Annotated in this window: 1 rRNA gene; it reads right to left on the bottom strand. The window is 54.2% G+C overall.

What is annotated here, in order from left to right:
• A 23S ribosomal RNA gene (locus NI000_RS36510) occupies window positions 1-1,153 on the bottom strand; the annotation flags it as partial.

Here is a 1,153-nt window from a genome sequence, read left to right as displayed (position 1 = left end):
CCATAGCTTCGGTGGTGTGTTTAGCCCCGTTACATTTTCGGCGCAGAGTCACTCGACCAGTGAGCTATTACGCACTCTTTCAATGGTGGCTGCTTCTAAGCCAACATCCTGGTTGTCTGTGCAACTCCACATCCTTTCCCACTTAACACACACTTGGGGACCTTAGCTGATGATCTGGGCTGTTTCCCTCTTGACAATGGATCTTAGCACTCACTGTCTGACTCCCGGGATAACGTCTGTGGCATTCAGAGTTTGACTGGACTTGGTAACCCTTGGCGGGCCCCGCACCCAATCAGTGCTTTACCTCCACGACGCATCTCCCGAGGCTAGCCCTAAAGCTATTTCGGGGAGAACCAGCTATCTCCGAGTTCGATTGGAATTTCTCCGCTACCCCCACCTCATCCCCGAATTTTTCAACATTCGTGGGTTCGGGCCTCCAGTGCGTGTTACCGCACCTTCACCCTGGGCAGGGGTAGATCACACGGTTTCGGGTCTACGTCCACGTACTTAGGCGCCCTATTCAGACTCGCTTTCGCTGCGGCTACGGCTTCTCACCTTAACCTCGCACGGGAACGTAACTCGCCGGTTCATTCTACAAAAGGCACGCCATCACCCGTTAACGGGCTCTGACTTCTTGTAAGCACACGGTTTCAGGTTCTATTTCACTCCGCTCCCGCGGTTCTTTTCACCTTTCCCTCACGGTACTGCTTCACTATCGGTCACCAGGGAGTATTTAGCCTTGGCAGATGGTCCTGCCGGATTCAGACGGGGTTTCACGTGTCCCGCCCTACTCAGGATACGCCTAGGATGTTCGCAGACTTTCGGCTACGGGGCTCTTACCCACTATGGCCAGCCTTTCCAGACCGGTTCACCTAACCTGCTGCATCCACATCGGCGTCCTACAACCCCAGAGGGCAAGCCCTCTGGTTTGGGCTAATCCGCTTTCGCTCGCCGCTACTGACGGAATCACTTTTGTTTTCTTTTCCTGAGGGTACTTAGATGTTTCAGTTCCCCTCGTCTGCCTCCAATGCAGCTATGTATTCACTGCATGGTACGTGAGAATTACCTCACGTGGGTTCCCCCATTCGGACATCCCCGGATCAAAGCCTGCTTACGGCTCCCCGAGGCATTATCGTTGTTCGCCACGTCCTTC

The organism is Paenibacillus tyrphae (genome assembly GCF_024158745.1).
Taxonomy (GTDB): domain Bacteria; phylum Bacillota; class Bacilli; order Paenibacillales; family NBRC-103111; genus Paenibacillus_G; species Paenibacillus_G tyrfis_A.
Note: the sequence above shows the minus strand (reverse complement) of the source record. Positions and strands in the feature narration are given on the sequence as shown.